Genomic DNA, 18,133 nt, shown 5'->3' on the forward strand with positions numbered 1-18,133 from the left:
CACCCTTTCCACCTTTTTGACCACAGAACATCGCATGGACAAGATCTGGCTGAAGAACTACCCCGCTGGCGTGCCGCACGACGTGGACCCTGAGCAGTACCGCTCGGCAGCGCACCTGCTGGAAGAAGCGATGCGCAAGCACGCATCCAGCCCCTTCTCTGTGTGCATGGAACGCTGGATGACCTACGGCGAGCTGGACCGCCATTCCGCCGCCCTGGGGGCCTGGCTGCAGGGCCAGGGGCTGGAGCCCGGCGCGCGCGTGGCCATCATGCTGCCCAACGTGCCGCAGTTCGCCGTGACCATGGCCGCCGTGCTGCGCGCGGGCTACACCTGCGTGAACGTGAATCCGCTCTACACCGCGCGCGAGCTGGAGCACCAGCTCAAGGACTCGGGCGCCACCGCCATCGTCATCCTGGAGAACTTCGCCCACACGCTGGCCGAGGTCATCGACCACACCAGCGTCAAGCACGTCGTCATGGCCTCCATGGGCGACCTGCTGGGCTTCTGGTACGGCCAGTGGATCACCTTCGCCGTGCGCCACCTGGCCAAGATGGTGCCGGCCTACGACCTGCCGCTCACCGGCGGCCGCCAGGTGACCGGCTTCAAGAAGGCGCTGGCCCTGGGCGCGCGCCGCACGCTGCAGCCCAGCCAGGCCAACCACGACTCCATCGCCTTCCTGCAGTACACAGGCGGCACCACGGGCCTGTCCAAGGGCGCGGTGCTCACCCACCGCAACATCATCGCCGCCACGCTGCAGGCCGAGGCCTGGTTCACGCCGGCGCTGGCCAAGATCGGCGACCTGAGCAAGGCCAACAGCATCGCCGCGCTGCCGCTGTACCACATCTTCGCGCTCACGCTGTGCCTGCTGGCCATCCGCCAGGGCTCGCGCCTGACGCTGATCCCGAACCCGCGCGACATTCCCAAGTTCGTCGAGGTGCTGAAAAAACGCCCCTTCCACATGCTGCCGGCGGTGAACACGCTGTTCAACGCGCTCTTGCAGAACCCGCAGTTCCGCGCGCTCGACTTCTCGCACCTGTGCGTTTCGCAGGCCGGCGGCATGGCGGCGTCCGAGGGCACGGCCAAGCAGTGGCAGAAGGTTACGGGCAGCACCATGATCGAAGGCTGGGGCATGAGCGAGACCTGCGCCATCGGCACCAACAACCCGGTCAACAACACCACCTTCACCGGCAGCATCGGCCTGCCGCTGCCGGGCATCGAGATCGCCATCAAGGACGATGACGGCAACAGCGTGCCGCAAGGCGAATCGGGCGAGATCTGCATCCGCGGCCCCAACGTCATGCCCGGCTACTACAACCAGCCCGAGGAAAACGCCAAGGCCTTCACGCCCGACGGCTTCATGCGCACGGGCGACATCGGCATCATGGACGCCGAGGGCTACACGCGCATCATCGACCGCAAGAAGGACATGATCCTGGTCAGCGGCTTCAACGTCTTCCCCAACGAGATCGAGAACGTCATCTCCACCTGCCCCGGCGTGCTCGAATGCGCCGCCGTCGGCATCCCCGATGAAAAATCGGGCGAGGCCGTCAAGGTGTTCGTGGTGCGCAGCGACCCCTCGCTCGAAGAGGACGACGTGGTGCGCTTCTGCCACGACAACCTCACCGGCTACAAGCGGCCCAAGTACATCGAGTTCCGCGACGACCTGCCCAAGACCAACGTGGGCAAGATCCTGCGGCGCGAGCTGAGAACCACCAAGGCGTGACGCTATTTTTGTCATAGCTTATGACGCAGCATCCATCGGCCCTGCCGCCAGAAATCACGGTATTTGAACGCGGCTGGCTGTCGTCCAACAACGTCCTGTTCACGGGGAAGCATTCGGGGGCGGCGCTGGTGGACACGGGCTACTGCACCCACGGCGCGCAGACCCTGGCGCTGGTGCAGTCGGCGCTGGACGGGCGGCCACTCGACCGCATTCTCAACACCCACCTGCACAGCGACCACTGCGGCGGCAACGCCGCGCTGCAGCAGGCCTGGCCAGCAGTGCAAACCGCCATTCCGCCCGGCCAGGCCGCGCATGTGCGCGACTGGGACCCGTATGCGCTGAGCTACACGCCCACCGGGCAGGAATGCCCGCGCTTCCGCTGCGACGCGCTGCTGCAGCCCGGCACCGAGGAGCTGCTGGGCGACCGCCCCTGGCAGGTGCACGCCGCGCCGGGGCACGACCCGCACTCCATCGTGCTGTTCGAGCCCCGGGACCGCATCCTCATTTCGGCCGACGCGCTGTGGGAGAACGGCTTTGGCGTGGTCTTTCCCGAACTCGACGGCGAAGGCGCCTTCGCCGAGGTGGCCGCCACGCTCGACCTGATCGAGCGCCTGGCCCCGCGCACCGTGATCCCCGGCCACGGCCCGGTGTTCCACGACGCCCCCCGCGCCCTGGGCGTGGCGCGCAAGCGGCTCGATGGCTTCGCCAGCCACCCCGGCAAGCACGCGCTCTATGCCGCCAAGGTGCTGCTCAAGTACAAGCTGCTGGAGTGGCAGCGCATCAGCCTGGCCGACCTGCGCGCCTGGACCGACGCCACGCCCTACTTTGGCGCCATGCATGCGCGCCATTTCAGCGACCGCGGCCAGGGCGAATGGCTGGAGGGGCTGATGGACGAGCTGGTGCGCTCGGGCGCGGCGCGGCGCGAGGGCGAGTGGCTGGTGAACCTGTGAGACAGCAGGCGTGTAAGCTATTAAAAATATAGCTGATGACGCTTGATGCGTAAGCCCAGAGGCCCAAAAACACTCAAGGAAGATCCTTGTTCGACTCCGGCTCCGCGCTGCCCCGGGGGCCCACGGTGCCCAGGCGGCTCTTGAGCGACTGCGGCTGACCGGTGATGAGCGCCGCGTAGTTGGTGGTGTTGGCCAGCACCTTCTTCACGTAGTCGCGCGTTTCGGCGAAGGGCACGTTCTCGGCCCAGATGGCGGCGTCCAGCACCGGGCCGTTGCGCCAGTTGCGCGGGCGGCCCGGGCCGGCGTTGTAGGCGGCGGCGGCCATGGGCATGGAGCCGGCGAAATCGTCCAGCGCCAGCTTGAGGTAGGCCGTGCCGATGGCGATGTTGGTGTCGCGCTGGGTGATGTGCTCGGGGCGGAAGTCGGTCAGGCCGATCTTCTTGGCCGTCCAGCGCGCCGTGGCGGGCATGACCTGCATGAGGCCCGAGGCGCCCACGTGCGAGCGGGCGTCCATGATGAAACGGCTTTCCTGGCGGATGAGCCCGTACACATAGGCCGGGTCCAGTCCGATGGCGCGCGAGCGCTCCAGCACCGCGTCGCGGAACGGCATGGGAAAGCGCTGTGCCATGTCGATCACGCCGCGCGTGCGCTCGCTGGTGTTGATGCAGCGGTCCCACACTTCCTGCGCACAGGCAAAGTCGGCGGCGGCCAGCAGCTCGCGGTCGTTCATGCCGCCGTTCTGGTGGCGGTTGGTGGTGTAGTTCCATTCGCGCACGCCTTCGCCGCGCAGGCCCAGCAGGATGGCGTAGAGGCCCCGGTTCAGCCCCAGGTTGGCGCGCGCGGCGGCTTTTTCCTCGGCCGTCAGCGGCGCGGGCGGGGGCGGCAGCGGCACGCGCTGGCCCAGTTCCTCCAGCGCCAGCTGCTCGTAGAAGCCCCGCGTGCCAGCGATGCTCTCGAACAGACGCTGCGCCTCGGCGCGCTCGGCGTCGTGGGGCCGGCCCTCCAGCAGGGCACGCGCCTTCCAGTACACCCAGGTGCTGTCCTGGCGGGCTTCGTCGCTCATGGCGTCCACGGCCTTGCGCACCACCTTCCACTGGCCGGAGCGCAGCGCGGCGCGCACCTTCCAACCCAGCAGCTCGTCGTTCAGGTCCGTGTCGCGCGTGACGTTGGCGAAATACGCCGACGCCTCGGGCGCAAGCTTTTGCGCCGCCGTCTTGCCCACCACGCCCCAGGCCCAGTTGCGCTCCTCGGGCGAGAGATGCACGCCCCACTTGCCGTCAAGCTGCGCTGCGGCGGCATCGACGTCGCTGGTGGCCAGCTTGATGAGCGCCAGCAGCACCAGCTCCTGGCGCGCCTTGCCGCGCGCCGTGGCGTGCGCCTTGAGGTACTTGGTCGGGGAATCGAGCAGCTCGCGCAGCGCGGGCAGCGCATCGGGCGCGACGATCTCCACGGCGCTGCGCGCCACGCGCGGCCGGTTGGCCTCGACGGCCAGGCGGGCCTTGCGCCAGATGTCGAGCGCGCCAAGCTTCTTGCTGGCATGCAGCTCGCTGGCCGCATGGGTGCAGCCATCGTCGGCGTCGCGCAGCGCATGCCAGGCACGGCGCACCTCCTCGCCCACGTTGGCGGGGGCGGCGCCCTTGATCTCGTCGATCAGCAGCGCATAGCAACGCACCTCGCGGTCGTCCTGCATGCGGTACTGCGGGTGCAGCTCGGCGAACTGCGCCCAATCGCGGCGCTGGCCCAGCAGCAGCAGCCAGTCGTTGCGCAGGCGGTCTTCCTGGTAGGTGCCGGCGTAGCGCTGCAGGAAGGACTGCACCTCCTGTGCCGAGGCCTCGCCCAGGCGGGCTTTCAGCTCCCAATAGGCCGCCCAGGGTTCGAGCGCGTGACCGCGCGCCGAGGGCAGGAGCTGCTCCAGCTTCTTGCGGTCGCCCTTGCGGAACGCCTGGTGCATGTCCAGCAGCACCTGGTCGCCCTTGGACTGCGCCAGCGCGGGCAGCGCAGAAGTCGCCAGCAGCACACAGGCCACCAGCGGTGTCAGAATCTTCGGTAAATGCATGAGGGAATTATGTGATGGACAAAACAGCCCTGCGGCGCACTCTGGTGGAACAACGCCTGAACCTGCGCGATCGCCTACTGCGCGCCGACCTGCTGCAGCAGGTGATGCGCATCTGGCTCATCAACCGTCCCGACACCATCATCGGCGCCTACTGGCCCATCAAGGGCGAATTCGACCCCCTGCCCGCCCTGCACCGCTGGAAGGAGGACGGCGAACTGCTCGACGAACCGCAGCTGCGTCGCATCGGCCTGCCGGTGGTGAACAAGCAGCACAAGACCCTCACCTTCCACGCCTGGTACCCCGGCTGCCCCATGGAGGAAGACGCCTACGGCATCCCCAAGCCCAAGGACACCGAGGTCATCGTGCCCACGCTGCTCTTCGTGCCCTGCGTGGGCTACGGGCCGGGCGGCTACCGCCTGGGCTACGGCGGTGGCTTCTACGACCGCACCCTGGCCACGCTGCAGCCCCGGCCCTTCACCGTGGGCCTGGGCTACACCCAGGGCTACCTCGACGACTTCGAGCCCGAGGCGCACGACATGCCGCTGGATGCCATCCTGAATGACAACGGGGTGGTGTGGCCTGTATGAGGCACTTCCCCCTGAGGCGCTTCGCGCCTTCCCCCTTCTCTGGCATCGCTGCGCGATGCGGAAGGGGGACGACACCAGCGCGGCGGGGCGGCCCTTGCGCGGTGCCTGCTGGCCCACGCCGCTGAGGCCGTCACGTCAGCGCGCAATACGCCCACCGCATCCTTGAGAAAGACGGACGAAACCACAGAGGCTTCGTACGCGTCATTTCATTACATTTATTTTCTTTTATTAGATATTTATGTAATATTTGAGGCATGTCCTCTTCCCCCAGTACCAAAGTCCAGCCCAAACACCTGCTGCTGGAGCTGTTGCTCGCCAGCGGCGACGACCCGCTGCCTGTCAGCCACGCGGTGGCGGCGGGCGCCGTGTTCGGCATCAGCGAGAACCATGTGCGCGTGACGCTGGCGCGGCTGGCCGCGCAGGACATGGCGCAGGCCACCGAGCGCGGTGCCTGGCGCCTGGGGCCCGCCGCGCAGAGCCTGGCGCAGGACGTGTCCCACTGGCGCAGCACCGCCGAGCGCCTGCGCCCCTGGAACGGACAGTACGTGGCGGTGCACTGCGGCGCCCTGGCGCGCGGCGACCGCGCCGCCACGCGGCAGCGCGAGCGCGCGCTGCACCTGCTGGGCTTTGCCGAACTGCAGCGCGACTTCTGGCTGCGCCCTGACAACATCGAGGCCGACATTGCCGCCATCCGTGCGCGCCTGCACACGCTGGGCCTGGAGGCGCAGGCCGTGGTCTGCGGTTGCACTTCGCTCGATGCCGCCACCGAGGCCGCCGTGGACGCGCTGTGGGATGGCGTGGCTCTCAACCAAGGCTACCGCGCCACGCAGGAGCGCCTGCAACGCTGGCTGGACGGCGCGGCACGCCTGCCGATCGACCAGGCGGCGCGCGAGTCGTTCTTCCTCGGTGGCGCCGCGATCCGCCAGCTGGTGTACGACCCGCTGCTGCCCGAACCCATGGTGGACGGCGCACTGCGCGCGGCCTTCATCGACAGCGTGCACGCCTTCGATGCGGCGGGCCGCGCCATCTGGGACCGCTTCTACGAGGCCCTGTCCACCCCCGACACCGCTGCGCGCAAGGCCCGCCTGCGCATTGCCTGACCCCCTTCCCCCGCCCCCCGGAGACACCGCCATGAACGCCCTGACCGACACCACCGCCCTGCCCTCGCATTACCTGGCCGACACCCACCGGGTCGAGAACGTGTCCTGCGAACTCGCCGACTACAACATGTACGCGCAGGACACCGCGCTGCGCGAGGCCGTGCAGCGCGAGGGCGCGGCCTGGGCCGAGGCCGATCTGCTGCGCTTCGGCCAGCTCACCGGCTCGGCCGAATACCTGGAACAGGGCCATCTCGCCAACAAGCACCAGCCCGAGCTGGAGACGCACGACCGCTTCGGCAACCGCATCGATCTGGTCAAGTTTCACCCGGCCTACCACCGCTTCATGGGCACGGCCATCGAGCACGGCCTGCATTCCTCGCCCTGGACCGACCCGCGCCCTGGCGCCCATGTGGCGCGCGCCGCCGGCAACTACCTGCAGACCCAGGTGGAGGCCGGCCACGGCTGCCCCATCACCATGACCTTTGCCGCCATCCCCGCGCTGCGCCTGCAGCCCGACCTGGCGCGGCTGTGGGAACCCAAGATCACGGCGCGCGTGTACGACCCGCGCAACGTGCCCGTGGAGCAGAAAACCGGCGTGACCATCGGCATGGCGATGACCGAGAAACAGGGCGGCTCCGACGTGCAGGCCAACAGCACGCGCGCCTACCCCGTGGGCCAGGGCGGCCCCGGCCAGGCGTATGAACTGGTGGGCCACAAATACTTTGTGTCGGCGCCCATGTGCGACGCCTTCCTGGTGCTGGCGCACACCGACAAGGGCCTTTCGTGCTTTCTGCTGCCGCGCTGGCGCCCGGACGGCACGAAGAACCCGTTCCAGGTGCTGCGCCTGAAGAAGAAGATGGGCAACGCCTCGAACGCGTCGAGCGAGACCGAGCTGCGCGGCGCGCTGGCCTGGATGGTGGGCGAGGAAGGGCGCGGCGTGCGCAACATCATCGAAATGGTGGCCATGACGCGCTTTGACTGCATGGTGGGTTCCAGCGCGGGCATGCGCATGGCGCTGTCGCAGGCGCTGCACCACTGCGCGCACCGCAGTGCCTTTGGCGCGCGCCTGAACCAGCAGCCGCTGATGCAGAACGTGCTGGCCGACCTGGCGCTGGAGAGCGAGGCCGCCATGACGCTCTCCATGCGCATGGCCCGCGCCCTGGACCACCGCGACAACCGCCACGAGGACCTGCTCGTGCGCCTGGTGACCGCCGTGGGCAAATACTGGATCTGCAAGCGCACCCCCGGCCACGCCTACGAGGCCATGGAGTGCATCGGCGGCAGCGGCGTGATGGAGGACAGCATGTTCCCGCGCCTGTTCCGCGAATCGCCGGTCAACGCCATCTGGGAAGGCAGCGGCAACATCCAGTGCCTGGACGTGCTGCGCGCCATGGCCAAGACGCCCGAGGTGGTGGACGCCTTCTTCGCCGAGCTGCGCCATACCCAGGGCCAGAACACCCTGCTCGACCAGCATGTGCGCGACCTTGGCAAGGAGTTCGCCGACCCCACCGACCTGCAATACCGCGCCCGCCACGTGGTCGAGCGCATGGCGCTGGCGCTGCAGGCCTCGCTGCTGGTGCGCGGCGCGCCCGCCTTCGTGGCCGACGCCTTCTGCGCCTCGCGCCTCGCGCCCGAAGGCAGCTTCAACTACGGCGCGCTGCCACGCGGCGTGGACGTGCAGGCCATCATCGAGCGTGCCACGCCCCGCGTGGGCTGATAACCCTGGCCGGGGCAGCGGCATGGGATTGCCGCCTTTCGCGCCCTTCACACCTTGCCGCACAATGGGCCGCTCTTTTGCGGCCCCTTTTCTTCAGCAGGTGAACCATGCTCCAGCTCTACATCGGCAACAAGAACTACTCCTCCTGGTCCATGCGCCCCTGGGTGCTGCTGCGCCAGGCCGGCATTCCGTTCGAGGAAGTGCTCGCGCGCTTCGACAGCTTCGACCACGATTCGAAGTTCAAGGCCACGATCGCCGGCATCTCGCCCACCGGCAAGGTGCCGGTGCTGGTCGATGGCGACCTGAGCATCTGGGACACCCTGGCCATCGCCGAATACCTGGCCGAGACCTACCCCGAAAAAAACCTTTGGCCCCGTGACAAGGCCGCCCGCGCCCGCGCACGCAGCGTGTGCGCCGAGATGCACAGCGGCTTCACCGCCCTGCGCGGCGCCTGCCCCATGAACATCGAGGCCCACCTGCCCGACATCGGCGCGCTGCTCTGGCGCGACAAGCCGACCGTGCGCGCTGACGTGCAGCGCCTGGTGGAGATGTGGAGCGGCCTGCTGGAGCAGCACGGCGGCCCCCTGCTGTTCGGCGAATTCAGCATCGCCGACGCCTTCTACGCGCCGGTCTGCATGCGCCTGCACAGCTACGGCCTGCCGGTGCCCGCGCACATCCAGGCCTATGTCCAGCGCGTGCGCGCGCTGCCGGGCGTCAAGGCCTGGATCGACGGCGCGCTGGCCGAGCAGGACTTCCGGGAGTTCGAGGAGCCGTACCGGCTGCGGCGCTGACCATCAGCACGACGGCGAGGGGTACTCCCACTGGCTGTTCAGTGGATTAAATTTCGGGCTGACCTGCGCGCGCATGCGGCAGCCATTGGCATAGGTCACCACGCAATTGCCATTGGTGCAAGCCGAGCGACAGGTCAGGCTGGCCGTCTTGGGGCGGCAGTCGGTGCTGCTAACCTGTGGCTCGGCAGGCGCGGCGGCGCGCGGCTCCGCCTTCGGCTTGGACTGGACAGCGGGCTTGGAGGTCGGCTGCTTCCAGGTGGCTGTTTTGGTGGGCAGCGGCGTATTCACTCGCCACGCGCTTGAAACGGCCTGCGCTTCTTCCAATTGCTTGGGTGACAGCTGCTCGGCGACACGCGCACGGTTGTTGGGCGCTTTGCTATTGCCACCAGCCGCAGCCAGGTTGAACAGGGCATAGGCGATCACAGGATTCTGGGCAACGCCATTGCCGTTTTCGTACATGACGCCCAAATTGTTCTGGGCATTGATATGCCCTTGTTCAGCCGCCAAACGGTACCAGCGCTCCGCCTCGGTAGCGTCCTGAGGAACCCCCTGTCCGTTGGCGTAATTCACCCCCAGGTTGTACTGCGCCATGGCACTCCCTTGCGCAGCCGCCTTGCGATACCAAGTGACTGCCTCGCTGTGGTTTTGCAGCACGCCACGGCCTTCGCCATACATGAAACCAAGGTCGTTCTGGGCTTGGGCATGGCCTTGCTCTGCTGCCTTGCGGTACCAGTTCGCGGCCTCTCTATCATCCTGCGGCACACCCGTCCCTAAAAAGTACGAGTCAGCCAGATTCGCTTGCGCCCGTGCCAGTCCCTGGTCGGCGGCCTTGCGGTACCACTGCACCGCCTGAAGCGCATCCTTCTTCACGCCCCGACCTTGATCATGCATCCAGCCCAGCATGTTCTGCGCCAACGCGTAGCCCCGCATGGCGCCCTGGTGGTACAAATTGAACGCATCCTGATCACTTTGCGCGACCCCTTTGCCATCCAAGTACATGCGCCCCAGGCTGAACTGCGCCTCCATGTCACCCAGGTCGGTTGCCTTGCGGTACAGCTCCACGGCGAGCCGATGGTCTTGCTGCACACCCAGCCCCTCCTCATGCATTTCACCGAGCCGGTTTAGTGCCGGCGGATAGTTCTGGTCTGCCGCCTGACGGTACCAAGCCAGGGCGTCGGCGTATTCCTTCCCTCGCTCATGCAATCTGCCCAACTGCATCATGGCCTGGAAGTAGTTTTGCTCCGCCGCTTTGCGGTACCAATTGATGGCCTCGGCACGGCTTTGCGGCACGCCTGTGCCGTTCAGGTACATGCCGGCCAAGTTGGCTTGCGCATCCTCCAAACCCGCATCTGCTGCCTTGCGAAACCAGGATGCGGCTTCACGATCGTCCTTGGGAACCCCTCGTCCATTGGAGTAGGCCAAGCCCAGGTTGTTTTGCGCCCTGGTATTGCCCTGGTCAGCGGCTTTCCTGTACCACTGCACGGCTTCGCGTGCATCTTGCGAGACGCCCTGCCCCTGTTCATACAGCACGCCCAACAGGTTTTGCCCCCAGGAGTCGCCTTGATCCGCCGCCTTGCGGGCAAGAACAACCGCTTGCGAAACGTCGCGCGCCACCCCCCGGCCCATGAAGTAAAAATTGGCGAGTGATGCCTGTGCGGAGGCAAACCCCTGATCCGCCGCCTTGCGATACCAAGCTGCGGCCTCCTTGTCGTCGCGCGCTACGCCTTGGCCATTCGCGTACATGAAGCCCAGCGCACTTTGAGATTTTGCCTCGTGCTGTTCTGCTGCTGTCTTGAACTCTGCCAAAGCAGTGGCGTAGTCTTTCTGCTGGTACGCTGCCAAGCCTTTGTCAAAATCGGCATGCACTGATGGCGCATAGACGAAGGCCGCCAAGGAGACCGCCAGGGCAGAAATGAAGCGGTGTTTCATTTGCATATCAACGAGGTTTCAAGGTTTGGATGCAGGCTGGCTGGCATCTGTCGCTGCTGGCTGTGCGGGAGCTGGCTGAATGGGGCTGTAGATGCAAGTCACCGCCCCCTCCGTAAGCGCCACGGCATAGCGCAGATCGCAATTGACCGCCGCAAAAAGGATGGGCAGTTGCGCATTGCCGAAGGAGCGAGGCAAAAACACCACCTTTTGCCCAGGCTTGCAGACACTGGCGACCAAGTCATGCTGCCAGGCGTTGACCTCGCACAGCTGAGCCTGATCAATGACCATCTGTGGTGCGGGTGCCGCGCTCGTAGCGGGAGATTGTGCTTGTGGGCTGCAGCCAGCCATCGAAGCCGCAACAACAGTGGCAATAACCAGTGACGAACACCGTACCGCCGAGGCGGCAAAGACATGGCTCTGCTCGCCTTTGCCAAGGCACAAAACAGATGAACTACGCATATTCCCTCTCCGCTGGTTTGTGTTTTTTGCGATTCTGGTCGATGGCCGCTCTAAAGTTACAAAAAGCCTTTATTAAATACGGCTTCTTACAAATTGCCATGGATCGCTCCCGATACCCTCTGGCCATGCGCCCGCCGATATGTAGCATGAATGTGCTACATTGAGCCAAGCACAGGAGCCGCCATGTCCACCACCACCATCCGCCTGGAAGATGAGCTAAAAACCCGCATCAACGCCGCTGCGGCGCAGGCGGGCAAGACAGCCCATGCCTTCATCCTGGACGCGATTGCCCAGAGGGTGGAGCAGGTGGAGCAGGACAACGCCTTCCAGGCCCTGGCGGACGAGCGCTGGACTCGCATCCGCACCACGGGCCAGACCGTGGCCTGGGACGACGCCAAGGCCTACCTCGCCGCACGTGCGGAGGGTGGCCGCCCCCGTAAGCCTGCAGCGCGCATCCAGAGCAAGTAAGCGTCAGCGCCCATCGCCACATGACCCGCATTGAGCTGGCTCCGGAAGTCCTGGACGACTTCGACCGCTTCTTTGACCATGTCGCCCAATACGACCCCGGCTCCGCGCCCGAGCGCATCGGCGGCATTCTGGAAGCCCTGCAGATCCTCACGCACAGCCCGCAGATCGGGCGGCCCGTGCAGGGTGGCAAACGCGAATTGGTGATAGGCCGCGCATCGCGGGGCTATGTCGCTCTGTACCACTACGTGGCGACCATCGACACCGTGTTCGTGCTGGCGCTGCGCAGCCAGCGGGAGGCTGGCTTCAAGCGCTGAGCCGCAGCATCACCGGAACTGCTTGCGCAAAAATGCCTTGTGCCGCCCGATGTGCGCCAGCTGCGCCGGGGCGATGGAGCCGCCCAGGGTCTCGTCCTCGGTGTTGAGCACTGCGTTGGCGTAGCGCATGGCGCGCGCCACCACCTCGGCCTCGCTCACCCCCTGCTGCGCGGCCAGGTCCATGGCCACGCGGCGCATGGCGCGCTGCGACAGCACCCACATGGCGCCGAAGGCGTCCCAGGCGCCAGCGGCCTCCAGGGCTTTTTCACGGTCGGCCAGTATTTCGTTCAGGGGCTTGGCCAGCACCTCCTGCAGGGCGTCGAGCTGCTGTTGCAATGCCTCGGCGCGCTCCTGCAGCTGCGCGGCGGCAGCCTCGGCGGCGCTGGGCGCGGCCGGCGCCGGAATGGGCAGGCTGCCGTCGGGGTTGGGCTGGACGATGGTGATGGCGGGGGGTGTGGACATGGGCGAACTCCTGGCGCGAACAGGGGCGTGAATAGTAACTACACTGCCCGCATGCAAATCTACATGGTGGGGGGCGCCGTGCGCGACCGGCTGCTGGGCCGCCCCGTGAACGACCACGACTGGGTGGTGGTGGGCGCCACGCCCGAGCAGATGGTGGCCCAGGGCTACCTGCCCGTGGGACGCGACTTTCCGGTCTTTTTGCACCCGCAGACGCGCGAGGAATACGCGCTGGCCCGCACCGAGCGCAAGAGCGGACGCGGCTACCGTGGCTTCGTGGTGCAGACCTCGCCCGACGTGACGCTGGAGGAGGATCTCTCGCGGCGCGACCTCACTATCAATGCCATAGCACTTGGCGCAGATTCCACGGGCGCTGAGGCCATTTTTGACCCCCATGGCGGCGCGCGTGACCTGCGCGACAAGGTGTTGCGCCACGTGACCCACGCCTTCCACGACGACCCGGTGCGCATCCTGCGCGTGGCGCGCTTTGCTGCGCGCTTCACCGACTTCAGCGTGGCGCCCGAGACCCTGGCGCTGATGCGCTCCATGGTGGCGCACGGCGAGGCCGACCACCTGGTGGCCGAGCGCGTGTGGCAGGAGCTGGCGCGCGGCCTGATGGAGGAAAAGCCCTCGCGCATGTTCGAGGTGCTGCGCCAGTGCGGCGCGCTCCAGGTGGTGCTGCCCGAGGTGGACCGCCTCTGGGGCGTGCCCCAGCGCGCCGACTACCACCCCGAAATCGACACCGGCGTGCACCTGATGATGGTGCTGGACATGGCCGCGCGCCTGCAGGCGCCGCTGTCCGTGCGCTTTGCGTGCCTCACGCACGACCTGGGCAAGGGCACCACGCCCGAGGACGTGCTGCCGCGCCACATCGGCCACGAGCAGCGCAGCGCCCAACTGCTCAAGGGCCTGTGCGAGCGCCTGCGCGTGCCCACGGACTGCCGCGAGCTGGCCGACGTGGTGGCGCGCGAGCACGGCAATATCCACCGCAGCGGCGACCTGGGCGCGGCGGCGCTGGTGCGGCTGCTGGAACGCTGCGACGCGATCCGCAAACCGGCGCGGCTGGACGAGATTCTGCTGGCCTGCGAGTGCGACGCACGCGGGCGCCTGCACTTCGAGGAATCGCCCTACCCGCAGCGCGCGCGCATCAACGCCGCGCTCACTGCCGTGCAATCGGTTGCTACCAGTGTGATAGCTGCCCACGCAGCATCCAAGGGCGTTACAGGCCAAAAAGTGGGTGAACTGATCCACGCCGCACGCGTGGAGGCCGTGGCCCAGTGGCTGGCCCAGCCCGCGCCGTAACCGCCAGGCCCATTCACCAGCGCAGCACGCGCGGCCCCAGCCAGGCACCCGCCAGCGTGGGCAAGGCCATGCCCGCCAGGTACCACACGGCCAGGAAGGGCGCGGCCATCTCGGGGCAATGCAGCGCGTAGGCCAGCGACCCCAGCGCGCCCGCCAGCAACCCGGCCCCGGCCCCCGCCCAGGCCAGGCGCGTGGGCGCCGCACCGCGCAGCGCCCACAGGCTGGCCACCAGGGCCGGCAGCGACAGCGCCGCAATGTTGAAGGCGCAGCTGCGCCAGGTGCTGCCCAGCACCAGGGGCAGGCGCTCGGCAGGCCCGGCCTGGCCCAGCGCCACGGCGGCTAGGCCCCACAGCACCAGCGGCGGCAGTGCCAGCAGCACCAGGCTGTGGCCCAGCCCCATGCCGGGCCGCGCCAGGCGGCGCAGCACGGCCAGGCAGCCGGCGGCCAGCAGGGCGGCGAACACCAGCTTGCCCCAGAACATGGGCAACGCCATGTCCTGCGCCAGCCCGGGCCGCACGCCAAAAAGCACCAGCATCAGCACCAGCGCGCCCAGCCAGCCCCCGGCCGCCGCGAGGGCAAAGCGCCGCTCGATGGCATACGGCGCCACCGGCTCGGCATCCTGCGCCAACAGGCCAATCAGTTCCTCGGTTCTCATGACGTTCCCCTGATACGGGCGGCCAGGGCCTTGAGCCCCCGATGCACGCCGACCTTGACCGCCGACTCCGACAGCCCCGTGATACGCGCCGTTTCCACCACCGACAGGCCTTCGAGCTTGACGTGCACGATGGGCAGGCGCTGGCGGTCAGGCAGTGTTTGCAGCAGTTGGCCCAGGTCACGCCGCGCCTGCGCGGCCTCGCTGTCGCTGCTGGAAAACAGCTCCTGCACATCGTCCAGCGGCACGTTGAGTGCGCCCTTGGCCGCGTGCGCGCGCAGCCAGTCGATGAGCTTGTAGCGCGCGATCGCATGCGCCCAGGCCGTCACCGGCAGATCGTGCCGGTAGGTGTGGCGCTGGTTGTGCACGGCGAGCAGGGTCTCCTGCACGAGGTCCTCCACTTCATCGGGCCGCTGGGCCAGGCGGCGGCGCAAAAAGGCCCGCAGGTGCGCGCTCAGCTCCTTCAGAAAGCGCTGGTAGGCGTTGCTGTCGCCCTCCAGGCCCTGCAGCAGCAGCGGGCGCAGCCGCTGTTCTATCTCCATGGCGTCTCCCTCGCTGGTATTCGGGGCCGGTGCGCGGCCGGTTACACGGGGGCCGAAAAATAAATTTTCGACCACAGCGTAACCCGCTGAGCAATGCCTGCGAATTACAGCGCAGACCGGCCGGATGCGTGGGCATTGCAGGCAGAGGTCTCTTTCATCACCCAAGGAGCAATCAACATGACCACCCGTTCCCTCACCCTCGGCGCACTGGCCTTTGCCGCCCTCGCCTCCGGCGCCGCCCTGGCGCAGTCCGACAGCATGAACAAGTCCGGCGACATGGCCAAGCCCGCCATGGAAAAATGCTACGGCGTCTCCATGGTCGGCAAGAACGACTGCGCCGCCGGCCCCGGCACGACCTGCGCGGGCACCGCCAAGGTGGACTACCAGGGCAACGCCTGGAAGTACGTGCCCGCAGGCACCTGCACCACCATCAAGACGCCCAAGGGCATGGGTTCGCTGGAAGCCATGAAGAGCTGACCGGAAGCCGCGCCATGACATCCCCTCTCACCGCAGGCCTGGGCCTCAAGCCCCAGCACTATGACGAGGCCCTGCACTGCACCGCCAGCGGTCTGTGGTGGGAGGTGCACCCCGAAAACTACCTGGCCGATGGCGGCCCGCGCCTGACCTGGCTTGAAGCCATCCGGGCGCGGCACCCGGTGTCGCTGCATGGCGTTTCGCTCTCGCTCGCGGCCGACGCGCCGCCCGATGCGAGCCACCTGCGGCGCCTGGCGCAACTGGTGCGGCGCATCGAGCCCGTGCTGGTGTCCGAGCACCTGGCCTGGTCGGCCTGGCGCGGGCGCTACCACCCGGACCTGCTGCCCTTTCCGCGCACGCACGAGGCGCTGGCGCGCATCGCGGCCAACATCGCCGCCACGCAGGAGGCCCTGGGCCGCGCCATCGCCATCGAGAACCCCACGCACTACCTGCACATCGACGGGCACGACTGGGCTGAAACCGATTTCCTGGCCGAGTTGGCGCGCCGAACCGGCTGCGGCCTGCTGCTGGACGTGAACAACGTGTACCTCAGCGCCCACAACCTGGGCACCCGCGCCAGCGACTACCTGGACGCCTTTCCGGTGCAAGCCATCACCGAGATCCACCTCGCGGGCCACCACGCCGACCCGCGCCTGGGCGACGCGCTGCTGATCGACAGCCACGACGCGCCCGTGGCCGAGCCCGTGTGGGCGCTGTACCAGCGCCTGATCGCGCGCACCGGCCCCCGGCCCACGCTGATCGAGCGCGACGATGCCATTCCGCCCCTGCCCGAGCTGCTGGCCGAGCGCGAGCGCGCGCACCGCGTGCTCACCACCCCGGAGGCCCTGCCATGCGCCTGAGCGACTTCCAGGACGGCCTGGCCAGCGCCCTGCTGCCCTCGCCCGGCGCCAGCGCACCACCGCCCGCCTGGCTGGACGCGCTGCTGGCCCAGCCGGGCTTTGCCGTGTACCGCAACACCGTGGCCCAGGGCTGCATTGACGCGCTGCAAGCCAACTACCCCGCCGTGCACGCTCTGGTGGGCACCGACTGGCTGCGCGCGGCGGCACACGCCTTTGTGCACCGGCACCCGCCCAGCGACGGGCGGCTGATGGGCTATGGCGCGGGCTTTGCTGAATTTCTGGAAGGCTTCGGCCCGGCTGCCAGCCTGCCCTACCTGGGCGCCGTGGCGCGGCTGGACCGCTGCTGGACCGAAGCCCACCTCGCTGCCGACGCCCCCACGCTGCAAGCTGCCTGGCTGGCCCAGCAACCGCCCGAAGCATTGGCGCTGCTGCGCCTGCGGCCCCACCCGGCCGCGCGCTGGCAGTGGTGCGCAGCGCACCCGGCCTACCAGCTGTGGCAGCGCCAGCGTGCCGGTCTGCCCTGGGATGACCAACTGCCCTGGCAGGGCGAAGGCGCCCTGCTGACGCGCCCACACGACGCCGTGCAATGGGCGCCCCTGCCCCGCGCGGGCTGCGCGCTGCTGGACGCCTGCGCTGCGGGCGCCCCCTTTGAAGACGCCGCCGTCCAGGCGCTGCAGGCCGACCCCGGCGCCGACCTGCCCGCGCTCGTGGCGCTGCTGCTGCGCACCGGCGCCCTGCGCGCGCCCGAAACCCCTTTGCCCTAGGAGGCCCCCATGCACACCACCCATTCCCCGATCGACCTTGCACCAGCATCCCACCCCGGCCTGCGCGGGCTGTGGAACGGCCTGGCCCAGCGGCTGGAGCAGCTCACGCCACACGGCCTGATCGCGCTGGCCGCGCGCCTGGCGCTGGCGGGCATTTTCTGGACGTCGGGCCGCACCAAGGTGGAGGGCTGGTTCACCATCACCGACACCACCTACCTGCTGTTCCGCGAGGAATACCAGCTGCCGCTGATCTCCCCGGAATGGGCAGCGCCCATGGCCACCGTGGCCGAGCATCTGTTCCCGGTGCTGCTGGTCCTGGGGCTGGCCACGCGCCTGTCGGCCCTGGCGCTGCTGGGCATGACGCTGGTGATCCAGGTCTTCGTCTACCCCGACGCCTGGCCCACGCACCTGTCGTGGGCCGCGCTGATGCTGTACCTGGCCGGACGCGGCGCGGGTGCGGCTTCGCTCGACCGAGCTCTCGGATTGCGCTGAGGTCTTCCGATCAGAGCACGCTGCGCACCCAGCGCTCAATGTCCGCCACACCCAGCGCGCCCGAAATGCGCGCCACCTCACGCCCGCCTTTGAACAGCACCATGGTGGGGATGCTGCGGATGTTGTAGGGCGCTGCCACCTGGGGGTGCGCCTCAGTATCCAGCTTGGCCAGGCGCACGCGGGGCTCCAGCGCGCGCGCTGCCTGGGCAAAGGCCGGGGCCATCTGGCGGCAGGGCCCGCACCAGGGCGCCCAAAAGTCCACCAGCACCGGGATATGGCTGCGCTGCACATGCTTGGCAAAGCTGGCGGCATCCAGCGCCAGCGGCGCGCCGGTGAACAAGGGCTGGTGGCAACTGCCGCAGTCGGGCTGGCTGCCGAGCTGCTCCGCCTGGACGCGGTTGGTGGTGTGGCAGTGGGGGCAGACGATGTGCAGGGATTCGGTCATGCCCCAGACATCGGGCCGCACCAAGAAAAAATCAAGTCGATGGCTCCAC

20 protein-coding genes are annotated in these 18,133 nt (G+C 68.0%); 13 read left to right on the top strand and 7 right to left on the bottom strand.

Features of this window, described 5'->3' with window-relative positions; all coding sequences use genetic code 11:
* The first annotated feature begins 34 nt into the window (after positions 1–34).
* Positions 35–1,723, top strand: a complete 1,689-nt coding sequence (locus D8S75_RS03730; RefSeq protein ID WP_119964601.1) for an AMP-binding protein — start codon at positions 35–37, stop codon at positions 1,721–1,723.
* 20 nt (positions 1,724–1,743) lie between these two features.
* Positions 1,744–2,673 (top strand): MBL fold metallo-hydrolase, encoded by a 930-nt coding sequence (locus D8S75_RS03735; RefSeq protein WP_119964602.1) that lies wholly within the window; start codon positions 1,744–1,746, stop codon positions 2,671–2,673.
* Positions 2,674–2,746: 73 nt separating this feature from the next.
* On the opposite strand, the gene D8S75_RS03740 is transcribed toward D8S75_RS03735, so the two are convergent.
* The gene (locus D8S75_RS03740) at positions 2,747–4,729 is read right to left on the bottom strand and encodes a lytic transglycosylase domain-containing protein (RefSeq protein ID WP_119964603.1); all 1,983 of its coding nucleotides are present in this window, start codon (positions 4,727–4,729) and stop codon (positions 2,747–2,749) included.
* A 14-nt stretch (positions 4,730–4,743) separates the two neighbouring features.
* On the opposite strand from D8S75_RS03740, the gene D8S75_RS03745 reads away from it, so the two are divergent.
* The 4 genes from D8S75_RS03745 (at position 4,744) to D8S75_RS03760 (ending at position 8,924) form a co-directional block, all read left to right on the top strand.
* Positions 4,744–5,316, top strand: a complete 573-nt coding sequence (locus D8S75_RS03745; RefSeq protein ID WP_119964604.1) for a 5-formyltetrahydrofolate cyclo-ligase — start codon at positions 4,744–4,746, stop codon at positions 5,314–5,316.
* A gap of 254 nt (positions 5,317–5,570) precedes the next feature.
* Positions 5,571–6,416: a PaaX family transcriptional regulator C-terminal domain-containing protein gene (locus tag D8S75_RS03750; RefSeq protein ID WP_119964605.1), complete on the top strand. Its 846-nt coding sequence runs from the start codon at positions 5,571–5,573 to the stop codon at positions 6,414–6,416.
* 31 nt (positions 6,417–6,447) lie between these two features.
* On the top strand, positions 6,448–8,133 hold the full coding sequence (locus D8S75_RS03755) for an isovaleryl-CoA dehydrogenase (RefSeq protein ID WP_119964606.1): 1,686 nt from the start codon (positions 6,448–6,450) through the stop codon (positions 8,131–8,133).
* 107 nt (positions 8,134–8,240) lie between these two features.
* Entirely contained in the window at positions 8,241–8,924 is a 684-nt protein-coding gene (locus tag D8S75_RS03760) for a glutathione S-transferase family protein (RefSeq protein WP_119964607.1), read from the top strand.
* Positions 8,925–8,927: 3 nt separating this feature from the next.
* Here D8S75_RS03760 and D8S75_RS17845 read toward each other — a convergent pair whose 3' ends face one another.
* Both D8S75_RS17845 and D8S75_RS17685 read right to left on the bottom strand, forming a co-directional pair.
* A complete protein-coding gene (locus tag D8S75_RS17845; protein WP_198673135.1) occupies positions 8,928–10,853 on the bottom strand; it encodes a tetratricopeptide repeat protein in 1,926 nt (641 codons plus the stop codon).
* An 18-nt stretch (positions 10,854–10,871) separates the two neighbouring features.
* Positions 10,872–11,312 (bottom strand): hypothetical protein, encoded by a 441-nt coding sequence (locus D8S75_RS17685; RefSeq protein ID WP_157982585.1) that lies wholly within the window; start codon positions 11,310–11,312, stop codon positions 10,872–10,874.
* A 183-nt stretch (positions 11,313–11,495) separates the two neighbouring features.
* Between D8S75_RS17685 and D8S75_RS03770 the strand changes: the two genes are divergently transcribed.
* Together D8S75_RS03770 and D8S75_RS03775 are read left to right on the top strand one after the other, a co-directional pair.
* A complete protein-coding gene (locus D8S75_RS03770; protein ID WP_119964609.1) occupies positions 11,496–11,780 on the top strand; it encodes a type II toxin -antitoxin system TacA 1-like antitoxin in 285 nt (94 codons plus the stop codon).
* 20 nt (positions 11,781–11,800) lie between these two features.
* Entirely contained in the window at positions 11,801–12,094 is a 294-nt protein-coding gene (locus D8S75_RS03775; protein ID WP_119964610.1) for a type II toxin-antitoxin system RelE/ParE family toxin, read from the top strand.
* 9 nt (positions 12,095–12,103) lie between these two features.
* Here the strand turns inward: D8S75_RS03775 and D8S75_RS03780 are convergent, their stop codons facing one another.
* Positions 12,104–12,556, bottom strand: coding sequence for a hypothetical protein (locus tag D8S75_RS03780; RefSeq protein ID WP_119964611.1), 453 nt, complete (start codon positions 12,554–12,556; stop codon positions 12,104–12,106).
* 51 nt (positions 12,557–12,607) lie between these two features.
* On the opposite strand from D8S75_RS03780, the gene D8S75_RS03785 reads away from it, so the two are divergent.
* The gene (locus tag D8S75_RS03785; protein WP_119964612.1) at positions 12,608–13,855 is read left to right on the top strand and encodes a multifunctional CCA addition/repair protein; all 1,248 of its coding nucleotides are present in this window, start codon (positions 12,608–12,610) and stop codon (positions 13,853–13,855) included.
* Between the two features lie 13 nt (positions 13,856–13,868).
* Here the strand turns inward: D8S75_RS03785 and D8S75_RS03790 are convergent, their stop codons facing one another.
* Together D8S75_RS03790 and D8S75_RS03795 are read right to left on the bottom strand one after the other, a co-directional pair.
* On the bottom strand, positions 13,869–14,510 hold the full coding sequence (locus D8S75_RS03790) for a DUF1109 domain-containing protein (protein WP_119964613.1): 642 nt from the start codon (positions 14,508–14,510) through the stop codon (positions 13,869–13,871).
* Positions 14,507–15,049: a sigma-70 family RNA polymerase sigma factor gene (locus tag D8S75_RS03795; protein WP_119964614.1), complete on the bottom strand. Its 543-nt coding sequence runs from the start codon at positions 15,047–15,049 to the stop codon at positions 14,507–14,509. The genes D8S75_RS03790 and D8S75_RS03795 overlap by 4 nt, the downstream gene beginning before the upstream one ends.
* Positions 15,050–15,226: 177 nt before the next feature.
* Between D8S75_RS03795 and D8S75_RS03800 the strand changes: the two genes are divergently transcribed.
* From D8S75_RS03800 to D8S75_RS03815, 4 genes are read left to right on the top strand one after another with little or no spacing between them, the layout of a single operon-like run.
* Positions 15,227–15,526, top strand: a complete 300-nt coding sequence (locus tag D8S75_RS03800; protein ID WP_119964615.1) for a BufA1 family periplasmic bufferin-type metallophore — start codon at positions 15,227–15,229, stop codon at positions 15,524–15,526.
* 14 nt (positions 15,527–15,540) lie between these two features.
* Positions 15,541–16,383, top strand: a complete 843-nt coding sequence (gene bufB / locus D8S75_RS03805; protein ID WP_119964616.1) for an MNIO family bufferin maturase — start codon at positions 15,541–15,543, stop codon at positions 16,381–16,383.
* A complete protein-coding gene (locus D8S75_RS03810) occupies positions 16,374–17,147 on the top strand; it encodes an HvfC/BufC family peptide modification chaperone (RefSeq protein ID WP_119964617.1) in 774 nt (257 codons plus the stop codon). Before bufB ends, D8S75_RS03810 begins: the two co-directional genes overlap by 10 nt.
* A 9-nt stretch (positions 17,148–17,156) precedes the next feature.
* Positions 17,157–17,639, top strand: coding sequence for a DoxX family protein (locus D8S75_RS03815; RefSeq protein ID WP_119964618.1), 483 nt, complete (start codon positions 17,157–17,159; stop codon positions 17,637–17,639).
* A 10-nt stretch (positions 17,640–17,649) separates the two neighbouring features.
* Here the strand turns inward: D8S75_RS03815 and trxC are convergent, their stop codons facing one another.
* Entirely contained in the window at positions 17,650–18,084 is a 435-nt protein-coding gene (trxC, locus tag D8S75_RS03820; RefSeq protein WP_119964769.1) for a thioredoxin TrxC, read from the bottom strand.
* Positions 18,085–18,133: the final 49 nt, after the last annotated feature.

The sequence above is a fragment of the Simplicispira lacusdiani genome, assembly GCF_003604195.1.
GTDB classification, from domain to species: Bacteria; Pseudomonadota; Gammaproteobacteria; order Burkholderiales; family Burkholderiaceae_C; genus Simplicispira; species Simplicispira lacusdiani.

Coding starts and splice junctions, on each gene's coding strand:
- D8S75_RS03775 (WP_119964610.1), top strand. CDS start 11,801: ATGACCCGCATTGAGCTGGCTCCGGAAGTCCTGGACGACTTCGACCGC.
- D8S75_RS03760 (WP_119964607.1), top strand. CDS start 8,241: ATGCTCCAGCTCTACATCGGCAACAAGAACTACTCCTCCTGGTCCATG.
- D8S75_RS03735 (WP_119964602.1), top strand. CDS start 1,744: ATGACGCAGCATCCATCGGCCCTGCCGCCAGAAATCACGGTATTTGAA.
- D8S75_RS03745 (WP_119964604.1), top strand. CDS start 4,744: ATGGACAAAACAGCCCTGCGGCGCACTCTGGTGGAACAACGCCTGAAC.
- D8S75_RS03815 (WP_119964618.1), top strand. CDS start 17,157: ATGCACACCACCCATTCCCCGATCGACCTTGCACCAGCATCCCACCCC.
- D8S75_RS17685 (WP_157982585.1), bottom strand. CDS start 11,312: ATGCGTAGTTCATCTGTTTTGTGCCTTGGCAAAGGCGAGCAGAGCCAT.
- D8S75_RS03785 (WP_119964612.1), top strand. CDS start 12,608: ATGCAAATCTACATGGTGGGGGGCGCCGTGCGCGACCGGCTGCTGGGC.
- D8S75_RS03790 (WP_119964613.1), bottom strand. CDS start 14,510: ATGAGAACCGAGGAACTGATTGGCCTGTTGGCGCAGGATGCCGAGCCG.
- D8S75_RS03810 (WP_119964617.1), top strand. CDS start 16,374: ATGCGCCTGAGCGACTTCCAGGACGGCCTGGCCAGCGCCCTGCTGCCC.
- D8S75_RS17845 (WP_198673135.1), bottom strand. CDS start 10,853: ATGAAACACCGCTTCATTTCTGCCCTGGCGGTCTCCTTGGCGGCCTTC.
- D8S75_RS03730 (WP_119964601.1), top strand. CDS start 35: ATGGACAAGATCTGGCTGAAGAACTACCCCGCTGGCGTGCCGCACGAC.
- D8S75_RS03740 (WP_119964603.1), bottom strand. CDS start 4,729: ATGCATTTACCGAAGATTCTGACACCGCTGGTGGCCTGTGTGCTGCTG.
- trxC (WP_119964769.1), bottom strand. CDS start 18,084: ATGACCGAATCCCTGCACATCGTCTGCCCCCACTGCCACACCACCAAC.
- D8S75_RS03795 (WP_119964614.1), bottom strand. CDS start 15,049: ATGGAGATAGAACAGCGGCTGCGCCCGCTGCTGCTGCAGGGCCTGGAG.
- D8S75_RS03780 (WP_119964611.1), bottom strand. CDS start 12,556: ATGTCCACACCCCCCGCCATCACCATCGTCCAGCCCAACCCCGACGGC.
- D8S75_RS03750 (WP_119964605.1), top strand. CDS start 5,571: ATGTCCTCTTCCCCCAGTACCAAAGTCCAGCCCAAACACCTGCTGCTG.
- bufB (WP_119964616.1), top strand. CDS start 15,541: ATGACATCCCCTCTCACCGCAGGCCTGGGCCTCAAGCCCCAGCACTAT.
- D8S75_RS03755 (WP_119964606.1), top strand. CDS start 6,448: ATGAACGCCCTGACCGACACCACCGCCCTGCCCTCGCATTACCTGGCC.
- D8S75_RS03800 (WP_119964615.1), top strand. CDS start 15,227: ATGACCACCCGTTCCCTCACCCTCGGCGCACTGGCCTTTGCCGCCCTC.
- D8S75_RS03770 (WP_119964609.1), top strand. CDS start 11,496: ATGTCCACCACCACCATCCGCCTGGAAGATGAGCTAAAAACCCGCATC.